Annotated in this window: 10 protein-coding genes; 6 read left to right on the forward strand and 4 right to left on the reverse strand. The window is 47.5% G+C overall.

The genetic code is table 11. From position 1 onward, the window contains the following. The first annotated feature begins 286 nt into the window (after nucleotides 1–286). From EXT46_RS06060 to EXT46_RS06085, 6 genes are read left to right on the forward strand one after another with little or no spacing between them, the layout of a single operon-like run. Nucleotides 287–1,834 carry an aspartate aminotransferase family protein gene (locus tag EXT46_RS06060; protein WP_205988221.1) on the forward strand — a complete coding sequence of 516 codons (1,548 nt, stop codon included), beginning with the start codon at nucleotides 287–289 and terminating at the stop codon, nucleotides 1,832–1,834. Beyond that, nucleotides 1,827–3,119 carry a SidA/IucD/PvdA family monooxygenase gene (locus EXT46_RS06065; RefSeq protein ID WP_130145934.1) on the forward strand — a complete coding sequence of 431 codons (1,293 nt, stop codon included), beginning with the start codon at nucleotides 1,827–1,829 and terminating at the stop codon, nucleotides 3,117–3,119. The genes EXT46_RS06060 and EXT46_RS06065 overlap by 8 nt, the downstream gene beginning before the upstream one ends. Further along, the gene (locus tag EXT46_RS06070; protein WP_130145936.1) at nucleotides 3,116–4,321 is read left to right on the forward strand and encodes an MFS transporter; all 1,206 of its coding nucleotides are present in this window, start codon (nucleotides 3,116–3,118) and stop codon (nucleotides 4,319–4,321) included. Before EXT46_RS06065 ends, EXT46_RS06070 begins: the two co-directional genes overlap by 4 nt. 13 nt (nucleotides 4,322–4,334) lie before the next feature. After that, nucleotides 4,335–5,423 (forward strand): heparan-alpha-glucosaminide N-acetyltransferase domain-containing protein, encoded by a 1,089-nt coding sequence (locus EXT46_RS06075; RefSeq protein WP_165381064.1) that lies wholly within the window; start codon nucleotides 4,335–4,337, stop codon nucleotides 5,421–5,423. A gap of 31 nt (nucleotides 5,424–5,454) precedes the next feature. Further along, nucleotides 5,455–7,851: a GNAT family N-acetyltransferase gene (locus tag EXT46_RS06080; protein WP_130145940.1), complete on the forward strand. Its 2,397-nt coding sequence runs from the start codon at nucleotides 5,455–5,457 to the stop codon at nucleotides 7,849–7,851. After that, entirely contained in the window at nucleotides 7,799–8,542 is a 744-nt protein-coding gene (locus tag EXT46_RS06085; protein ID WP_165381065.1) for a (2Fe-2S)-binding protein, read from the forward strand. Before EXT46_RS06080 ends, EXT46_RS06085 begins: the two co-directional genes overlap by 53 nt. Nucleotides 8,543–8,583: 41 nt before the next feature. Here EXT46_RS06085 and EXT46_RS06090 read toward each other — a convergent pair whose 3' ends face one another. The 4 genes from EXT46_RS06090 to EXT46_RS06105 all read right to left on the reverse strand — a co-directional run bounded on the left by EXT46_RS06090 (nucleotide 8,584) and on the right by EXT46_RS06105 (nucleotide 19,818). Then, nucleotides 8,584–11,466, reverse strand: a complete 2,883-nt coding sequence (locus EXT46_RS06090; RefSeq protein WP_130145944.1) for a TonB-dependent receptor — start codon at nucleotides 11,464–11,466, stop codon at nucleotides 8,584–8,586. Between the two features lie 335 nt (nucleotides 11,467–11,801). Then, nucleotides 11,802–13,706, reverse strand: a complete 1,905-nt coding sequence (locus EXT46_RS06095) for a prolyl oligopeptidase family serine peptidase (protein WP_130145946.1) — start codon at nucleotides 13,704–13,706, stop codon at nucleotides 11,802–11,804. Between the two features lie 88 nt (nucleotides 13,707–13,794). Then, nucleotides 13,795–16,971, reverse strand: a complete 3,177-nt coding sequence (locus EXT46_RS06100; RefSeq protein WP_130145948.1) for a TonB-dependent receptor — start codon at nucleotides 16,969–16,971, stop codon at nucleotides 13,795–13,797. Nucleotides 16,972–17,313: 342 nt separating this feature from the next. Further along, the gene (locus tag EXT46_RS06105; RefSeq protein WP_130145950.1) at nucleotides 17,314–19,818 is read right to left on the reverse strand and encodes a S8 family serine peptidase; all 2,505 of its coding nucleotides are present in this window, start codon (nucleotides 19,816–19,818) and stop codon (nucleotides 17,314–17,316) included. Between the last annotated feature and the right edge of the window lie 176 nt (nucleotides 19,819–19,994).

Consider the following 19,994-nt stretch of genomic DNA (forward strand, 5'->3'; position numbering starts at 1 on the left):
ATCTCCTTTACTCCCAGTTACCTCGCTGATCACACTGACACAACGTGAATTTTTATCACTTTCTCCCGAACAAGGCGTCTCGTTTGAGCCCTTACTCGCTTGCACCTAGCAGGTAGTCACCCTTTGAATAGCCGGATTTACTTTAGAGCGGATGCATTATTCGAGTATGAATAATAGACATGTAACAAAAATGTAAGTTAAATTAATCCCTTTTTATTATTGCCAGTGATAACCATTATCATTACGATCCCGTTTCTAATCTTTGTACCTTAAACGGAGTTGCGTCGTGAATCAATTAGCCCCTGTGGTTGATAGCCAATCAGCTAGCAATAGTCATAGTGATCCAAGTCACCCCTATATTTTTAACGAGAATAACCTGCTGCATTACGAGATGGCTTCTATGCAGACCATGTCGTTAATCCATCAAGCCATACGCCGTGCTAAAAAGGTTCATTCAGGTGTTAACCACCAGCAGCTTAGCCAATTGGTTGCCAATATAGATTTAAGCCAGCCATTGCATAGCGTGGATAAAGCACTGGATGAAATAAAAGCACTGTACTTAGATCATGCCGTCTATTTTCACCACCCCAAGTACGTGGCACATTTGAATTGCCCGGTCGCCTACCCTGCGGTGATAGCCGAGCAATTGCTCAGTGCCATTAATTCTTCGTTAGATACCTGGGACCAAAGCGCTGGCGGTACCTTAATAGAGCAAAAGCTAATTGACTGGAGCGTGCAAAGAATAGGCTTTGATAGCCACGCTGATGGCATTTTCACCAGCGGCGGCAGTCAGTCCAACCTAATGGCATTATTACTGGCGCGGGACGATGCGGCTAAACGCCTGCATGGTCACGTCATCCGTGACCATGGCCTGCCAGCACAAGCCAAACGCTACCGTATTTTCTGCTCAGAAGTAAGCCACTTTAGCATTCAAAAATCGGCAGCCCTATTGGGACTTGGGTATAACGCAGTGGTACCAGTGAGTGTTGATAAGCACTTTAAAATGGACTTAGCCGCGCTCGATGCGGCCATGTGCCAAGCCCGAGCACAAGGTGACATTCCCATCGCCGTCATCGCCACGGCAGGGACCACCGATTTTGGCTCAATCGACCCATTAGCGAGCATCGCTGAGCGCTGTCAAAAGCAGCAGGTATGGATGCATGTCGATGCCGCTTATGGCTGTGGCCTGCTCGCCACCGATGATTACACCCATCTACTTAGCGGCATTGAGCATGCCGACTCGGTCACCCTAGATTACCATAAATCTTTCTTGCAACCGGTGAGCAGCAGCGCCTTTATCGTCGCCGATAAACAGCAATTCCAACATTTAACCCATCACGCTGATTACTTAAACCCGTTTAGTGATTGCCCACAAGCAGCGCCTAATTTAGTGGATAAAAGCCTGCAAACCACTCGCCGTTTTGACGCCCTGAAGCTGTGGTTGACGCTACGGATTATGGGCAGTGAACAGGTTGGTCGCGTGTTTTCAAGCGTGATGGCTTTGGCGCGCAGTAGCTTTGTGACGTTAAAACAAGATCGGGAATTTGAACTTGTTCACGAGCCAGAATTAAGCACGCTGGTGTTCCGTTTTATTGACCCTCAACTCGATGACGAGCAGCTCAACACACTGAATTATCAGATTAAAGACGAGTTATTCAAACAGGGTGAATGTGCCATCGCGCGCACCAAATTTAGGGATATAAATTACCTCAAATTCACCCTACTCAACCCCAACACCGCCATTGAGGACATTAAGACCATTGCCGCCGAAATTAAAGCATGCGCCTACACCCTCAAAGCGCGCTTATTCGAAAAGGAGACAAACTATGAATAAGGTGTATGACTTCATCGCTATTGGCCTCGGCCCTTTTAACCTCAGCCTCGCCTGCTTAAGCGACCCGATTGAGCAATTGGATGCCTTGTTTCTTGAGCAGCGCCAGTGCTTTGATTGGCACCCAGGGTTGATGCTTGACGGTGTCACCTTGCAAACTCCTTTTATGTCGGACCTGGTGACTTTGGCGGACCCCACCAGCCGCTTTAGCTTTCTAAATTATGCCAAGCAGCAGGGGAAATTATACCAATTCTATATTCGGGAAAGCTTTTTCTTACTGCGTGAACAATACAACCAGTATTGCCAGTGGGCAGCGAGTGAATTACCCAGTGTACGCTTTGGCCACTGCGTTCGCCGTGTCGAATTTGATAATAGCCAAGATTGCTACCAGTTAACCGTTGATACGCCAGAGGGTGAAAAGCGCTTTTTTTGTCGCCATCTCGTGCTTGGCACGGGTCCTTCGCCGTACTATCCACCCGCAGTGCAGCCCGATGCTACCAATGTCTGCCATGCCACTGAGTATCTGTATCGTCGCGATACCCTCAACCAAAGTAAGAGTATTACCGTGGTGGGCTCAGGGCAAAGTGCCGCAGAAATATTCTATGACTTATTATGTGATATAAAACACCAAAACTACGACCTGCAATGGGTCACCCGCGCTCCGCGCTTTTTCCCCTTAGAGTACACTAAATTAACCTTGGAGATGACCTCTCCTGAGTACGTCGATTACTTTTACCAATTAGAAGACGCCACTAAAGAGCAACTGCTTGCCAATCAGCGTAACCTCTATAAGGGCATAAACAGTGAGCTGATAAACCAAATTTACGACAAGCTTTATGAGCTTGATGTTCAAGGTATTCAGCGGGCGCGGTTATTTACTAACAGCGAACTCCTTAAACACCAAGGAGAGAGCCTGCAATTCAAACATTTAGAGCAGCAACGTAGCTTCACCTTGCACAGCGAGCAAACGGTCATGGCCACCGGCTTTAATTATCAGTTACCCGATTTTCTCAGCGGCCTAATGGATGAGCTCTGTTGGCGCGACGATGGTCGTTTCGCCGTTAATCGCAACTACAGTATCGATAAACGCCAACGCGTATTCGTACAAAATGCCGAGCTCCATACCCATGGTTTTGTCACCCCAGATTTAGGGATGGCCTGTTATCGTAACAGCTGCATCCTTCGCGGCATTCTCAAGCGTGAGCCCTACAAGATTGAACAGCGTATCGCTTTTCAAGAGTTTGGCGTCCCAACCAGTGTTCAGCAACCACAAAAGAGTCCAGTATGAAGCAACAAGCGCTGAAATCGACGCTTATACTGCTTACGGTGATCTCTGTGGTGTGCGACACCATGATTTTGCCGTTTTATCCGCAGTTTTTTGCCACTGAGTTCAACGTCAGCTCCAGCTTGCACGTAGGCAGCTACCTTGCCACTTGCTGTATCACCGTGATGTGCGCCTTCCCGCTCTGGGCTAAGGTGGCACGTCGCGTTCATGAACTGCACTTGTGGGTGGTGACCCAGATCATTGCCGGAGGATTAGGAGTGGCGTGTTATTTTGCCACCGATCTCCTCGCATTCTGGCTACTTTCGCAAACGATGTTGGTGTTTAAGGCCAGCTATTTACTTATCTACCCCTTTGTTCTCAGCCTTGAAGAGAAGGAAAAGCACCTAGGCATCGTCGGCCTGTTCAGTGTGTTGATGCATTTCGGTGGCATTGGCGGGGCGTTACTGGGTGGTCTGGTCTTACACAGCTTTGACCCTCGGGCGCTGTATCTCATTATGGCGGCTGGCGATGCTGTACAAGTGCTGCTGTGCCTGTACTTAATTCGTGTTTTAGCGGTCACTTGGCATCAACGAGCGCTTGGTGAAAGTACCACTGAGCGGGCACGCATCCCCCGGTTTGTGCTCGTCCTTGGGCTGGTATCCATGGGAGTCTACTTCAGTGCTTTTTTAGCGCGTCCGTTTTTCACTCTCTTTTGGCAGCAACTAAGCGGGTTCAATAACGATATCCTCGCCGGCTTTATTTTCGCCATCCCGGCTTGGGTGGCGCTGGTATGCCTGTACCGTAATCATCGTCGCCCGCGCTCACAAGCGCACCATGGCAAAGACATCGCCCGGGCTATGCTGCTTGCCAGCATCGGGTTACTACTGCATGGCGCACAGGCATGGCCGGTGATGATCTTTGGCCGAGTGCTACTCGGTATCGGCTTATTTGTGGTCACGGTACGCCTTGAAGTGGTGCTTTTTGCCCTGAGCGAGCCTCGCTTTTATGGCAGCGACTTTGCCAAGGTGCACTTTATGCAAAACATAGGGCTGATCAGCGCCTCGTTTCTCGTCGGTTCGCTTGTGAGTGACGGCAATTACACACTGCCCTTTTTCGTTGCCAGTGCCGGCTTTGTGCTCACGCTGATGGTGTTTTATGGACTCTATATGCGCCCCGAAACACAGCAATTTAATCGCGTTTCGCAAACCAGCACACCCAGCCATTAATAAGGAAACAATCATGAATACTCACCGTCTAACTGCCGTCGACTTTGTTCGCGGGTTTAGTGTACTCATCATGGTCTGCGTACATACGCTGTGGATGTACGGTTCCAGTTATACCCAGGGGCAATCGTTACTAGGGGAGATTATCCATTTACTTGGCAAAGGCACCGCTGCGTTCCTTATTGCTATGGGGATTTCCTTATTGCTTTCTCGGCATCATAGTCCGCGAGCCTTGGCAAAACGGGGCGTAACTATACTCGCGCTGGGCTATGGTATGAATGCACTGAAGTTTGTGCTCCCTATCGCCCTTGGGGTATTACCTGAGAGCTTTATCAATGCGTATGGCTGGCAATCGTCGTTACAACTCCCGCACTACCTGTACTTGCTGGGCACCGGCGACATTCTGCAAATGGCTGGGCTCTCGCTACTGTTGTTAAGCCTTGTGGTGCACCCAAAGCGCAGCCCATGGCTTTATATTGCCTTAGCCTTGCTCGTTGCTTTGGTGACGCCGCTGATACGCGGCTGGCAAAGCGGTATGACTGGGCTGGATTACCTGAGTGATCTTTTTGTCGGCGCGCAGTTTAACGTCTACTTCCCGGTATTTCCATGGCTGGCGTGTGTGCTTTTTGGTCTTGCACTATCAGCGCGGCTACGCCAAGGCCGCCCTCTTGCGCGCAGCGCCCTACATCTTGGTCTGCCGTTGCTAATCGTCGGCGGCGCGCTGTGCCTATGGGATAAAGACACTCATTTTAATGACTTTTTCCATCTTGGCCCCGGTGGTGCCTTGTATTTAAGCGGACTGAATTTAGTCGCACTCGCGGCTATCGACAAGCTGTTGCACTTGAGCCAAAACGGGCCTGTGCAACAACGGGTTATGACGGTGTTGACCTACTGCTCTCGTCATGTAACCAGCTTGTACATTACGCAATGGGTACTGGTGTGCTGGGGCATGGCGTGGGTTGGCTTTAAAACCCTATCGCCTTGGCAATGCGCCGCGATGATGCCGGTGATGTTACTGCTCACTTTCGCGATTCATCGTCTTTTATTTGTACGTCAGAGGCAGCCTGCCACCACGCAGCCCCACACTCATAAAGTTATTGACTGAGCTACTTTACCAACCAGATTGAGAACGAATTATGACGAAAAATACTGTATACACGCACTCTCATCCACTGTTAGGCACGCTTACCTTTCGTGCTCTGGACCTTGACCACGACTTACCCCTGTTGGTGCAATGGCTGCATCATCCGCAAGCCCATTTTTGGGGCGCAACGCAGCAATCTGCCGAAGAAATTAATGACTTCTATCAAGCACTCAATAACGACCCAGCGCAGCAAGCTTTTATTGTCGAGATCAACGATAAACCCAGCGCGCTTATCGAGGTATATCAACCGCAGTTACTAAACCTTGAGCAGCACTTAAATCTACAAAGCGGTGACTTGGGCATGCATTTGCTTTTGGCACCGGCGCACTTGCCCGTGCACGGCTTTAGTCTGGGGGTGATGACGTCGGTCTTACACTTTATGTTTAATGAGCTTGATTGCGAGCGCGTGGTGGTTGAGCCGGATGCCGGTAACCACAAAATTCATACCCTTAATTTAAAAGCGGGGTTCAGCCATCACAAGGTGATCCAGCTAGGTGATAAAACGGCACTGCTAGGCACTTTAACGCGCGCGCATTTTAATTATCTCAAGCAGTTGCCTGAACGCTTTGATAGCTCAAGGCAAAGCCCAGAAAAACAGCGCATAACACCGAGCCTGAGTGGCCAACATTTGGATGATGAGTCATGGCAATACGCCAATCGTTTGCTGATCGCGAAAATGCTGAGCGAATTTTACCATGAGCGGATCTTTACCTACGACCAAGATGCCGAGGGCTATTTGCTCAGCACCCTAGGCGGACACAGTTATCACTTCCAAGCCCACGCCATGGCGCTCAACCATTTGCAGGTTGACCCGCACAGCATTACCAAAGTGCACCTTGGGCAACACCAAGCCCTAGACGCCATCGCCTTTGTGTTAGAGTGCAATGATAAATTAGGCATTGCCCAAACCATGCTGGGCACCTATTTGGAGGAGCTTGCCAGCACCCTCAGTGGCTTCGCATTTAAGTATCGCAATAACAGCTTCAGCAGTGCCCAACTAGCACAGGCTGATTTTCAGGTGATTGAAACGCAGATGACTCAAGGCCACCCCAGCTTTATCGCCAACAATGGCCGCATCGGCTTTAATGCTCAGGACTTTCACCAGTACACGCCTGAGGCGGCCAACGCATTTAATATTGTTTGGCTTGCGTGTCATAAACACCACACTACCTTTAAGAACACCGCCGATTATAGTTATGAGGTCTTAATTACACAGGAGCTCGATATCGCCGAGCGACAACGCTTCGATGCTCAGCTAGGCGAGCAAGGGCTAAACCCTGACGACTATTATTTATTCCCCATGCACCCATGGCAGTGGTTCAATAAGCTGGTGCATGTTTACAGCTACCACGTAGCGCAAAAACAAATAGTATGCTTGGGCTACAGCCAAGATAAATACTTACCACAGCAATCCATTCGCACCCTGTATAACATCACAAAACCGCATAAATGCTATGTAAAAACAGCCTTATCGATTCTCAATATGGGCTTTATGCGCGGTCTTTCCAGCGCGTATATGAAAGTAACCCCTGCCATCAACCAATGGTTATTTGATTTAGTTGCCGGTGATGATTACCTGCGCCAATGTGGCTTTATACCGCTTCGAGAGGTGGCAACTCTGGGCTTTGACGAGCAGTATTACACCCACCCGGCGCTCGGTGATAACCCCTATAAAAAAATGATGGCGGCACTGTGGCGAGAAAATCCACGCCATTATATGGATGACGATGAAAGCTTAGCGACCATGGCCAGCTTACTGCATATTGACACCCAAGGTCAGAGCTTTATCGGCGCCAAGATTGCAGCGTCTGGGCTCTCGCCACAGCGCTGGTTAGCGCATTACCTGCAGGCCTATATGACGCCCCTGCTGCACTGCTTTTATCAATACGATTTGGTGTTTATGCCCCACGGCGAAAACCTCATTTTACGCTTTAAAGATCATATCCCAGTTGGGGTGTTCATTAAGGATATCGGTGAAGAGATTGCACTATTGAATAGTGACATGGCCATCGCCGACGAAATCAGTCGGATCAAGATTGAGGTACCTGAAGAGGTGGCGGTTCTGTCTATTCTTACCGATGTGTTTGACTGCTTCTTCCGTTATTTGGCGGCGATTATGGTCGATGCCAAGCTGGTGAGCGAAACAACATTTTGGTGCTGCGTGGCAAAGAGCATTCATGCATACCAACAGGCTCACCCCGAGCTGCAAGACAAGTTTGCCAAACATGATTTGTTTGCGCCCTCGTTCCCATTGTCTTGCTTAAACCGCTTACAACTGCGCAATAACCAACAGATGGTGGATATCGCCGACCCCGCCAGCAGCATGCAATATGCCGGTGACTTGCGCAATCCGCTTGCCGATTATGCCGATGTCAGCGAACGTGCATAACAAAGCTATTGAGCAGCAATTACGCCAACAGTGCTCGCTGTTGGCGTTTGCCGAGCCGCGCCCGGGTGACATCTGGTTTGCGAATAACCACCTTGAGCGGCAACCATGGCAGGCGTTGTTGACCCGGCTAAACGCCCGCGCCGAGAAGCTGAGCTCAGCGTATATCAGCGTTAATAGCTTTTTGCAGCTTAGCTGGCAACCGCTTTACCTGAGTGTTGCCTGTGTCGAAGGGTTGCATTGCGTACCCCAATTAGACGTGATGCAACAGCAGCTGCACGCCAGTGGCAGTATTTATGGTCTCAGCGCAGTGACTTATCAATATGTTGATGAGTGCATAGATAAACAGGTATTAAGAAAGCAGTGCCATGCTCAGCTGCTAACACTAAGCCAAGGTTGGCAGCAGCACATCGCAAGGTATGCGGGGTTAAGTCCAGGGTTAGCCCAACGACTGTTAAGTGACACGTTAACTTCGGCACTCCTACATGCTGCCAGGTACAGCAATGAAGCGCATCTGCACCAAGCGCATCAAGGTTGGCAACAGCTTTTATATCCGCGCTTTCGGCAAACGATTCACTATGCACAAGGTCAATACCACAGCTCACGTATGACGTGTTGCCTGCACTATCAACTCAAGGCACAAGAGGCTTGTCAGAATTGCCCCATCAAGTGCAAAGCACAGCAAAGCGCATAAAAAAAGCCCCTAGATAGGGGCTTTAGCAGGGTAGAATAATATTAGAAACTGACGTTCACACCAGCGGTAACGCGTCGTCCAATAACGTCATAGTACTCACCATCAGTGAAGGCGAATGGATTACGTGGTGGTGTGCGGTCAGCCAGGTTTTGCACACCTAAACGTACATCGACATGGTCATTCACAGTGTAATCGAAGTTAATATCGAAGGTTGTGTATGATGGAATGTCGTTGTAGTTATTATCCTCGATACTCCATGCAGGGCGCTCTTCAACCGTTGCATGAGTGTAGTTCGCCGCAAATACAGTACGCAAATCGCCAACTTGATACTCGGTCGTGAAGCGTGCTTCCCAGCGAGGTTTGTGCTGCTCACCTGTACGAGTACGGTTATCTTCAGCGTTGCCTGTCGGGTTGAGCTCATAGTTGTTCAGATACGTTGCGATAAGCTTCATTTTAAAGCCGCCAATGCGGGTATCAAAGTCATAGACCGACTCGATATCGACACCGCTTAGCTTTTCTACTGACGCGTTAAGGGACGTCTCGTAGAAATCAACAACTTCATAGGTGTCTGGGTCACGAGTGAAGGCATCGCAGAACGGGTTGTTTAGGCTTTCTGAGCGATAACAGTTGCGGATTGAGTCTTCGTAACCGAAAAACGCTATGGCGTTTTCAATTTCAAAGTCCCAGTAATCAACAGTGATGTCAAAGCCCTCAAGGAAGGATGGCGTATAAACAAAACCAACGGTGATATCGTTTGATACTTCGTTGTCCAGATTCGGGTTGCCACCAAGTTTACCTTCTAGGGAACCGCCGTTACGCCAGTCGTCAGACGGGACCCAGCCCTCAGGAATACCTGCAGCCGCGCAGTTACGAGTAACTTGCTCTTTATACTGGTCTTCTTTCGCGATGGCATCAGCCGCACACGGCTCTGCACGTTCTTGCGCATATTGCGTCCCTGACGAGCTATATAGTTCACCAATGTTAGGTGCACGCACCGAGCGAGCTTTAGCAAAACGCACACGGATGTCATCATTTACTTGCCAAGTGAACCCTAGTTTATAGGCATAATCAGTGCCAGTGGAGCTGTAATCCATATAACGATAGGCAGCTTCCAAGTTCACTTCCTGCATTAGGTATCGGTCATAAACAAGCGGCACTAAGAACTCTGCCGCATACTCATCAACAGTTAATGAGCCTTCATAAGGCAATCCTGAGTTACCGAATATAAGGCCTTTGCGAATACCCGTTCCAGGTGTTTCATAGGCACTCTCACGACGCCATTCGTAGGTGAATGCAGATGACACATAACCCGCTGGCAACTCCATCAAGTCACCGGTAACGGTTGCACCAAAGCTTGACTGCTCATGGCCTCGTTCGGCTTTGGCAACAGTTGAAATATACTCTAACGCTTCAGCTGAATGTTGCGGTTTACCCAAGAAGTTAATGGGCGCGCACCCTTGTAGTGCACCGATCACCTCGCCTTCTTCATCACGATCAGCACAAACAACTTGCCCTTCGTACTCTACGGCATCAAGCGCGTTAAATAGATTCTCAGTAAATACTTCACCGTACCACGATGTATCTTGAGTCATTTCACCGTGCTGGAAGTAAGTGGAGTAAGTCCAATTATCATTGATATAGCCATCTAAACCAACCGATACACGGAACGTAGAACGGTCTTGTGAATACTTACGAGGACCAAAATCATCACTCAAACGACGCATATTAATCTGCTCTACGCCATTTTCATCCATAAGCGAAGCTAGGTCATCTTTGATAAAAGCGTTATCACGGCGAACCACCAACTCGTCACCACGTAAGAATATAGGTGTTCCCTGACCAAATGCTTCACTCTCAGAGTAAGTCACGTCAAAGCTAAGGTCATGACCATCAACAATTTCTTGGTGGCCTGCCAAATTAAACGTATGACGCTCTAGCGGCGTGCGGAAGAACTCATCAACGCCATATTGGATACCATCACCGAATGGGCCTGTGTAGTACCAGTTAGTTCCTGCGCCAGGAAGACCACTGCCTGGTAATGGACCATCACCATTGTCAAAAGGACGTAAGTTTAAGTTCTCATCAAATGTCCATTGTTGCCCACCTAAGAAAAATTCACTAGATTCGTCATACAATCCATAGTGCTCTTGATCATAGATAGGAATACGGGCCGGAATGCCATCGTCGCCCGACGTGTCGTTCGGGTTAGGCGTCGAACCTACCGCATCGACATACCAATCTTTGTCTAATCGGGCCATCTGCTCTTGATCGGTGTAATCATAGTTAAAGATGAAACCGCCACCATCAAACTCACGACCAAAGGTTAATGAACCGAATTTCTGGCTACCACCGCCCTCTAAAGGCTCAGTTGTGGCCAAGTCAATTTCGATGCCATCGAACGACTTACGAGTGATAATGTTAACAACACCTGCCACTGCGTCTGCACCATAAACAGCTGAGGCACCGCCTGTCGAAATTTCAATACGCTCAATAAAAGATGTGGCGATATTGTTTAGATCCACTGAGTTTCCACCCGCCTGACCCGGTAGGAAGCGTCGACCATTTACCAATACTAAGGTTCTGTCTGAACCTAGGCCACGCAGGTCGGTGGTATTTAGGCCGTTAGCATAAATGAAGTTGTTTGAGTTCTCTGGGCTGAGACCAACAGAGGCTGAAGGTAGCTCTGCTAGGAAGTCATTCACGTTGCTGACACCCGCATCTTCAAGTTCAGTGCGACCAATGACAACCACAGGCGTTGGCGCCGTGGCACCAATACGTTTGATTTTTGAACCTGTTACCTGAATACGCTCTACTTCTTGTTGTCCATTCTGTTGCTCGGCTGCCAGCGCTGTCTGTGCACCAACAACACCGCCGAAAAGGATTGCAGAGTGAACTGCAACCGCTAATTTACTTGTTTTTATCATAATTAATCCCTGATTGAACTGAAAACTTTTTTATTTATATATGCACTACCAAGTAGGTACATTATGAATGTGTAACATATTAAAATAAAAATGTAACCTTTTTTAAGACAAAATAACTGTTTAACTACAATGAGTTACACAGAACAATAAGGGTGAAAATAAAACAAAAAAATAGAATAAATGTAAATTTAAGTATAACAGCAACAACTTATTAAACATAAAAACAATATTTAAACACAATTATAATCATAACTAGTGGGAAGGGTGGACTGTATCAACGAGCAGGTGCAAGGGGGGTGAAGGACGGCGGTTCAAAACCGCCGCCCCTGTGCAGGCTACTTTAGGCCGCAGCGATTATCTAACCAGTTAACTAATTCGGAGTAAAAAGTTATTTTATGATCAAAAAACAACGTGTCAGAGAAATGGTCCGCATCCTCTAACACCACATACTTAAAGTTTTTGTTATGTTGCTTTAGCTCATTTACAAACGCGTCACTATGCTCAATAGGCACACGCCCATCAATATCACCATGAATGACCAAAATAGGCACATTGACTTTTTCCACCTGCTCCACAGGAGAAACACCAGCGATGGTAGGTTTTTGCAGTTTACTCAACAAAGGATTATCGTTTAGCGTGGCATTAATGCGATTTAAGTCACTCACGCCAGCCCCAGCGACAGTGCATTGATAGATATTTTTATCACGCATTGAAGCAGCAAATGCGGCATAACCACCGTAACTCCAACCAAACATGGCCAGCTTATCCTTGGTTGCAAGTCCTTTATCAACAAGATACAGGGCAGCATCATCAAGGTCGTCTTGCATCTTCAAACCCCAGTTCTTGTCGCCCGCCTTCCAATGCTCTAAACCATAGCCTGTCGAGCCTCGATAGTTGGGCTGTATCACCACATAGCCATGAGAGGCAAGTAGTTGTGCCCAGTCATCAAATATGACCGTATCGCGCACCCAAGGCCCACCATGAGGTAACACGACAGCTGGGAATGGTCCTTTACCCTGAGGAATGGTTAAATAGGCGCGGATCTTACGACCATCACGGGCTTTATAGCTAATATATTTGGTCTCTCCCAGTTTATTTTTATCAATAAAGGGCATTTTCTCGCCCAGTTTGATGATGTCTTTTTTGTTCAAAATGACATAGTAAGTACCTGGGTCATCGTCCGACTGGGTCATCACCACTAAGGTATTATCGTCTTCAGAGCGACTGACTACGCGAACAAATTTGTCAGGATACAACTGTTTCACGCCATCTTGGACAGCTTGATACTCGGGGTTGGTAAAGTAAAACTCTGGATGCTTTGCCGTGTAGGAAAAGCCAATTAGGTTGTCTTCTTTGTCCTGCAATACTGCATCCACATCGACTGACTTCAGACCAAACAAGCGCTCGGAATACGTCTTCTCAACAATGTCATATAGGTATACCCCGGTGGTATTCTCGCCTTGGTTTGCAATAACGTATAATTTGTTGGGTTGCTCAGCAGACACACCGGCGATATCAAAAGTTTCACGCTTTTCACCGCTGACACTATGAATTTTAATCCATTCGTCATCGCCCTTTTTTCGCGCAAATACATCAATAGCCTGATCAGCACGATTAAAGCCTTGACCAACACGAACGTCACCATCTTTGTCGGCAATAAAGCTACCGTTTACCTTGTCGCTGCCGCGCACCAAAGTTTTGGTTCGACCACTATAAATATCAAGCTTTACAACATCAGGGATGTAGTTGTCATTGACGTCACCTTCGACCAAGATATGTTTGTTATCATCGTGCAATAAATCAATGATTGAGAATCCCTGACGGCTTTCACGAAAGGGAATAAGCCACTCCCCTTTACCATTTGCATTAGTAATCGCAAATTGAGTCACCCAATACTTACTGCCACTGTCTTCTAGTAACTGGCGAAACATCACACCAATTTTTTCGTTATTTAACCAAGAGACACTGGATATACGCATTTTGTCTGCACCTAAACGTACAGGTTCTGCGGCCATATCAGCTGTTTTTCTAACTTCAAGAACGTAATCACCATTCTTGCTGGTTGCTTTTAACACAGCAAGGTGCTTACCGTCAGGAGAAGTTTGTACACTGCGAATCGCAGGTAGTATAGAGAAAGATTCGATGGTAGAGACTGAAGGCTGCTCAGATTGGGGCTCAGCATTAGCCCCTGGAGCGACCATCATTAGCATTGCTAAACTAAAAATTGAGGTTTTTAACATTTTTATGTCCTCATAATAATTGAACCTAATTGTCCAAAAAAAAGGCTCCTGCAAGCAGAAGCCTTTTTACCAAATTTACTTCTTTAGCTTAAAACTGTGCTTGGAAGTTAATAAATGGTGTACGACCATCTGTATCATATCCAACACCTAGAGGGATGTTAGAGCTTGAGAATGAACCATCAGGGTCTACTTTTGGTGGCTCTTCATTAAATACATTTCGAACACCGGCATTGATACTGAAGCTATCAAATTCATAACGGAAACTAATGTTATGGACATAGTAATCATCAGTGTAACCTAGTGGGCGACACTTCAACGGCTCACCGGCATTATTAGTCAGGCCAGTACAACCATCGGTACCTTCTTCGAAATCGCCAAGGTCATCCGCATCTTCAGTGCCTTCACTGATATAACGCGTTTCCCAGTTAAATGCGAGGTCGTTGTACTCAAGTTTCAAACGAGCAGTACCACGCCATTCAGGATATTCAGGCTCGCCTAAGTTGTCATCAACGGTTCCAAGAACATCATACAGCGACTCAGTCATCTTCGTTGCTTGCAAATCGACGGTGACGCCTAAGTTCTCCTCAAATACAACGAAATCCTGTTTATAGTAGATGTTGTAGTCGTAACCCTTTGACGTAATCAAACCGATGTTAATGAAGCTAGCATCAACTAGGCCGATTTGTTGATTTTCGTCACGAGTAATTCGGCTACAGAATGCATCGTTACCATCGGCTGAGTAACACTGATCGATACTGTAAGGTGCACTTGGCTCAGCAATCGAGTTGGTTACTTCAATATCAAAGCGCGTTAATGACACTGTTAGGTCAAAGTCATCACTAAATGGTTGTTCGAATACGAAACCATAAGTTTTTGCGATTGATGTCTCTGGCGTCAGGTCTTGTGTACCACCAGTAACAATCTCAATGCTAGTCGAGTTAGTGAACTCTTCCTCACCGTTTTGGCCCAGACCAAGTGCAGTCGGATCTACACCAGAAGCAGCACACGCATCCAATACGCTTTGTGTACGGTTATCTTCCGCTGGATTGTAGGTAGCTGGCACATCGTCATTCAACGGATCTTCGATTCGAGCATCATCCGGAACCACACAAGGGTCAATTACGGTGTTATAGCCTGAAGTACCGTTTAAGAAGCGCTCACGTAAGTTAGGAGCACGGTACGAAGTACCTTTGGTTGCACGAAGCGTGAACCAATCAACTGGACGATATACAGCCTTTAAGCTGTAGGTGCTTTCTGCATCATAGAAGCTTTCTTCTGAGATACGACCTGACGCTGTAAAGGTCAACTCTTCAGCCCATTGCTCGCCACGAATAAGTGGGAATTCCATCTCGGTGAAAACCTCTTTGAGGTTTCGAGATCCGTCAGCCCCTTGGTCAGAGAAATAACCCCAAAGCAAACCTTTTGCAGCCACATCATTTGGATTTGACTCGATCTCGTCGCGACGGAACTCAGCACCAAACACCGCACTGACAGGCTCACCATTCCAAGCGATATCAAACAGGTCACCGCCAATAAAGCCATTCACCACCAATTGGTTAACTTTTGTCTCAATGGTGCGGTCAACAAACAAGTAGTTCGCTTCGGCGTCCGTTAACGTACCACCGCCTGGCTGATAAATATTTTCGCTAAATAGGTTAACCGGAACACAGTCTGCGCCACAGGTTACTGTACCGTCATCGTTAAGCACCGCTTCGTTAAGTGACTTAAAAAGTCGTGCTTCTGAAATACCTTGACGGCTATCAGTACCCTTCGAGGCGCTGTAAGATACATACGCATCATAGTACCAATTTTCTAAACCGATCGCCTCTAGAGCCGGTAGGTCAGCGGTAAAGCCCGCGACTGCACGATATTGCTCAACCTCGACATCGAAGCGATCACGGTCACCGCGAATATTGATAATCGGTAACACATCTTGTGGACCGTACGGAAAGCCAATTCCTGCGCGACAATCGGTACCATTTACACCACATGGGTTATACGGGTTTGAAGCTGGCACGTCTTCAAACAGCTGGGCACCAGGGTTAAAAATAGGCGATTCACGCTTAGCATAAATACCTTCGTAGTAGAACAAGGTGCCATTGTCGTCATCAAAAGAGTATTCACCGTTGAGCATAACGGAATAACGTTTGTTACGACTGCGGTAATCACCACTGCGATAATAGTCTGACTGTTGTAACGCGTATAGCGGGTCTTGGAAATCTACGTCACGATAACCGTCACCGTTGCCATCAGGGAACCATACGTCATTGACACCATCACCATCTGAGTCACCGAAGACCCATCCAGGTACACCGAAATCTGGGCCTAGCTGACCCCCTGTCGGATCCGTTGTTTCGCTAAAGTTTGGAACACCGACGTTAGAGCTACCGCCTGTGTAGTATAGGCTACCCCAAAACGGGACTGACACACGGTTTGTTAAAGGAAAGATATCACAAGTATCGTCGCCACGGGCAAGTGGGCCATCACCGCTGTAACGAGTAATGATGTCACCCTCTTCTGTTTCCCAGATACGCTCTTCACAGCCTTTTGTAAAAGGGTTTCCAGCATATGACTGAGCTTGGCGGTCGGTGTACTCTGCACCAATAGTTACAAAGCCATTATCAAAGGTTTTACCCCACATTGCTGATAACGATGATTCTTCACCACCATCACCATCAGGTTGTTTATATGAGCCTTGCACCTCAAAGCCTTCTACATCTTTACGGAGAATGATGTTGGCAACACCCGCAACAGCGTCGGAACCATAAACGGTTGAAGCACCATCAAACAGGTTTTCTACGCGTTGGATCATAACCCCTGGCACAAGGTTTAAGTCAGGTGAAGTTGGTGCACCACCGACCCCTGCAGGTGCCATGCGTCGACCATTAATAAGTACAAGAGTACGTTCAGCACCTAGACCTCGGAAGCCGATTGTTGCTGCGCCCGGACCATTATCTAAAACATAGCCACCAAAGGTATTGTCAATTTGCGAGCCCGATGCTTGGTTCGTACCTTGAAGCATTTCGCCAGCATCGAAAAGACCCATTTCACGAGAAAAATCACCACTGATAACCTGAATTGGCGAGGCGTTAGAAAATTCTGCTCGGCGAATACGTGAACCAGTCACCTCGATGCGCTCTGGTGCTTCTTCTTCAATGACCGTTTCATCCTGTTCCTCAGCTGCATAAGCCCCAGAAACAAATGCTGCAGACCCTAGCATAAGAGAGTATTGCACGGCTTTTGATAGTACCGTTTTTTTAAACATTGTTATTACCCCTGACATTATTATTTTAATTCAATGTAACATCTACTTACATTGGTCACAATTATGTACACAATTGACGGTAAATTAACAACAAAAATCGATAAAAAGTACTAAAAAACACAGCAACCTTGTAAACATTTAGTTACTTTTGTTGGGTTGTTAGCTTAATGGTACAAAAATTCATCTAACACGTATCCAGTACTTGTATAACTTTGCGGTATTTATCTTGGTAGGAAATGGACGAAAAACACCTACTGAAATAGGAGGTTTAGGGGTAAAAATAATATGACCGCACTAAAATTAGCGCGGTCATATTCATTTAACAGCAGAGTTTATTCTTATCTACTCGAAAGTCACTGTCACTTCATTCGAACAAATATCGCCCTCTTGGCAAATTTGATAGGTGTAAGAAGTTTGGTCTGCGCGGCGTTCAAAGTCACGATAGCCACCGGTATTGGCAGTGCTTTCTAAAAACTCGCCATTACGGTACACATCCACTTGCTCAGCGCTGCTTCCCTGCCATGCCAGTTCAACGCGCATAAAGCCTAAGCGTGTTTTATTAGCACGTACCACTTCGAGTTGCACATCATCTGCGCTTAAAGTGACTTCTTGAGTTAAGGTATCACTGTTACCTTCACTGTCGGTCACAGTCAGGCTTACACTGTACGTGCCATAATCCGCGTAGGTATACATAGGGCTAGCATCAGAGCTGCTGGCACCGTCACCAAAGTCCCACATCCAGCTAACAATATCGCCGTTCACATCAGAACTAGCATCTGTAAACTGCACGCTTAGGTCATTAACGTCATAGCTAAAACCTGCCTGCGGCGGCTGCGCCGTTACTTCGCCAATGCCTGTAAGGTTAAGGGTCCAAGCGTTTAATGTCCCCGTGTCAGCACCTACATTATCAGACACCGTTAGCGTCCAATCACCGGTGGCCACTTCACCATTAAAGGCCTCTGAGTTGAAGGTTTCGTTAATGTCATCCGCACTACCGCCACTGCGATTATGGAGCGTAGCTACCGTGCCGGATGGCGAAGTAAGCGTGACAATCAAATCGCCAATCCAAGTGTGGCTGATATCTACCAAGGTATTGGTATCAAACACCGTGACGTCATCTGCAACAGTGATCACTGACGTAATACCTGTTGCGTCATTATCAGGAATGTCCACAGTTGTGGTGTTTTCATAGCTAAACTCAGTTAACCCCTGAGGTAATACGTATAGCTCAACTGACTTTTGCTGTGCTAAATCACCCGAGGTTGCATCAATGGTAAAGCTATACTCACCCCATTGGGTTTGCGCTGTTGTTGGCACGCTCAGCGTTACCACATCACCTGGCTGTGCAGTATTGCTCGACAAGCTCGCGCCATCAATGCCTGCAACGAGCGCAAGGTCGATTGTTCCTTGCCACTCGGCCACCGAACTAAAGCTCAGCTCATAAGTCGCAGTGTCACCGGCAACAATCTCTTGGTTACGGGGCGCAGCCGTCATTCTAAAGCCTGGCTCAGGGTCAGCATCAACCACCGCCTGGTTCACATTTAAACGTGTACCCGCAACGGTCATTCCATCTAAGTCAGCATTCGCATCGCCACTGCTCATTAGCAATTGCTTCACTTCTACTGCACTCAAGCTCGGATTCACCGACAGCACTAACGCTGCAGCGCCTGCAACATGAGGCGTGGCCATTGAGGTGCCAGAGTAGGACGCATAACCGCCCCCCGGCACAGTAGAGAGGATAGCGCTGCCTGGAGCACCCATATCAACACTTGTTAAGCCCCATTGTGAGAACCCTGACATCGCATCGGTGTGCGTTGTACTGGCAATAGAAAGCACTGATTCATGCTCATAGCTCGATGGGTAGTGAGGGTTAACATCGTTATCAACCGCGTCATTACCTGCGGCGGCAACGAAAAGAATGTCGGCATTCTCGCTCGCCGTAATGGCATCCGCAAGCGCTTGGCTAAAGCCGCCGCCACCCCAACTGTTGTTGGTAACACGAATGTTGTGACCGTCATTTTTCAGGGCCACGAAATAATCGATACACTCAATCGCATCCGATGTTGAACCCGAGCCTGTAGCACTGAGGAACTTACAACCAGCGATGGATACTTCGTGATTTACACCGACAACGCCCTCAGCATTATTACCGGATGCGCCGATGGTGCCAGAGACGTGCGAGCCATGACCTTGGTCATCCATAGGGTCGCCATCACCAGTGATGGCATTAATACCGTGAACATCATCGATATAGCCGTTGCCATCGTTATCCACACCGTCACCAGCAACTTCACCTGGGTTCACCCACATGTTCATAGCAAGATCGGGGTGTGAGTAATCAACACCAGTATCGATAACACCGACAATTACATCTGCGGAGCCGGTGGTAATATCCCATGCTTCAACAGCATCAATATCTGCATCCTCTGTACCACCTGTTTGCCCAAGGTTATGAAGGCCCCATAACTCGTCAAAACGGCTGTCATCAGGCACGCCTAATGCTTTTACTTGGTAATCTGGCTCGGCATATTCCACACCAGGGTGCTTATTAAGAGCCGCCAAGGCTTGTTTGGCGCTGACGCCATCGAGTTTAAAATTGGCAAGACGACCACCAAGCACATGCTTGTAGCGATCATCAACTTCATCAGCATTCAAATCGCTGATTTTTGCTTTGACTAAAGACCGTGCTTGAGCACGCACTGCGGCAGAAGTGCCTTGTTTGAATACCACAAGGATGCTGTCGTCATTGTCAGTGGCAGCTGTATCTTTAATGTGAACGCCCGCGTGAGCGCTTAATGAAAGTACCGGAACGAGCGCTAAAGTCAGCGCAGATAGTTTGGTTTTCATAGATCTATTCCATAGAAGTTGTCTGTGTGGCCCGAAGGTACACAGAAGTAAGTATCTCTTCTCCAAAAGAGCACATACGCAGTCAATGTGTGGCAACCTCTTTGTTGTAGCGACTGTTTTAGGAACACGCAAAACAAAAATGAATAGAAAGTTAAAAACCACTCTTTTTTGTTAAA

The organism is Pseudoalteromonas sp. CO325X, assembly GCF_004208955.1.
Lineage (GTDB): Bacteria > Pseudomonadota > Gammaproteobacteria > Enterobacterales > Alteromonadaceae > Pseudoalteromonas > Pseudoalteromonas ruthenica.